The sequence below is a fragment of the Shinella sp. genome (assembly GCF_052438155.1).
Classification (GTDB): Bacteria; Pseudomonadota; Alphaproteobacteria; order Rhizobiales; family Rhizobiaceae; genus Shinella.
This window is the reverse complement of record NZ_JBQVPI010000106.1, coordinates 1-1,025: the sequence shown is the minus strand read 5'-3', so window position 1 is coordinate 1,025 and position 1,025 is coordinate 1. Positions and strand designations below refer to the sequence as shown.

Here is a 1,025-nt window from a genome sequence, read left to right as displayed (position 1 = left end):
ACTCTGATGATTTTCATCAAAGTTATAGGGTCAAGCCGCACGAGCAATTAGTATCAGTTAGCTTAACGCATTACTGCGCTTCCACACCTGACCTATCAACGTCCTGGTCTTGAACGACTCTTTAGGGGGCTCAAGGCCCCGGCAGATCTCATCTTGGAACGAGTTTCCCGCTTAGATGCTTTCAGCGGTTATCTCTTCCGCACTTAGCTACCCGGCAATGCCACTGGCGTGACAACCGGTACACCAGAGGTGCGTCCACTCCGGTCCTCTCGTACTAGGAGCAGGCTTCCTCAAATCTGCAGCGCCCACGGAAGATAGGGACCAAACTGTCTCACGACGTTTTAAACCCAGCTCACGTACCTCTTTAAATGGCGAACAGCCATACCCTTGGGACCGGCTACAGCCCCAGGATGAGATGAGCCGACATCGAGGTGCCAAACACCGCCGTCGATATGAACTCTTGGGCGGTATCAGCCTGTTATCCCCAGAGTACCTTTTATCCGTTGAGCGATGGCCCTTCCATACAGAACCACCGGATCACTATGTCCTGCTTTCGCATCTGCTCGACTTGTCAGTCTCGCAGTTAAGCACGCTTATGCCATTGCACTATTAGCACGATGTCCGACCGTACCTAGCGTACCTTCGAACTCCTCCGTTACACTTTGGGAGGAGACCGCCCCAGTCAAACTGCCTACCATGCACTGTCCCCGATCCAGATAATGGACCTAGGTTAGAACCTCAAACACACCAGGGTGGTATTTCAACGTTGGCTCCACAAGATCTAGCGACCCTGCTTCAAAGCCTCCCACCTATCCTACACAGATCTGTTCAAAGTCCAATACAAAGCTACAGTAAAGGTTCATGGGGTCTTTCCGTCTTTCCGCGGGGAGATTGCATCATCACAAACATTTCAACTTCGCTGAGTCTCAGGAGGAGACAGTGTGGCCATCGTTACGCCATTCGTGCAGGTCGGAACTTACCCGACAAGGAATTTCGCTACCTTAGGACCGTTATAGTTACGGCCG

General features: G+C 51.9%; 1 rRNA gene. It reads right to left on the bottom strand.

Annotated elements, in window-relative coordinates:
* Positions 1-26: 26 nt before the first annotated feature.
* Positions 27-1,025, bottom strand: a 23S ribosomal RNA gene (locus tag ACT6VE_RS34835); the annotation flags it as partial.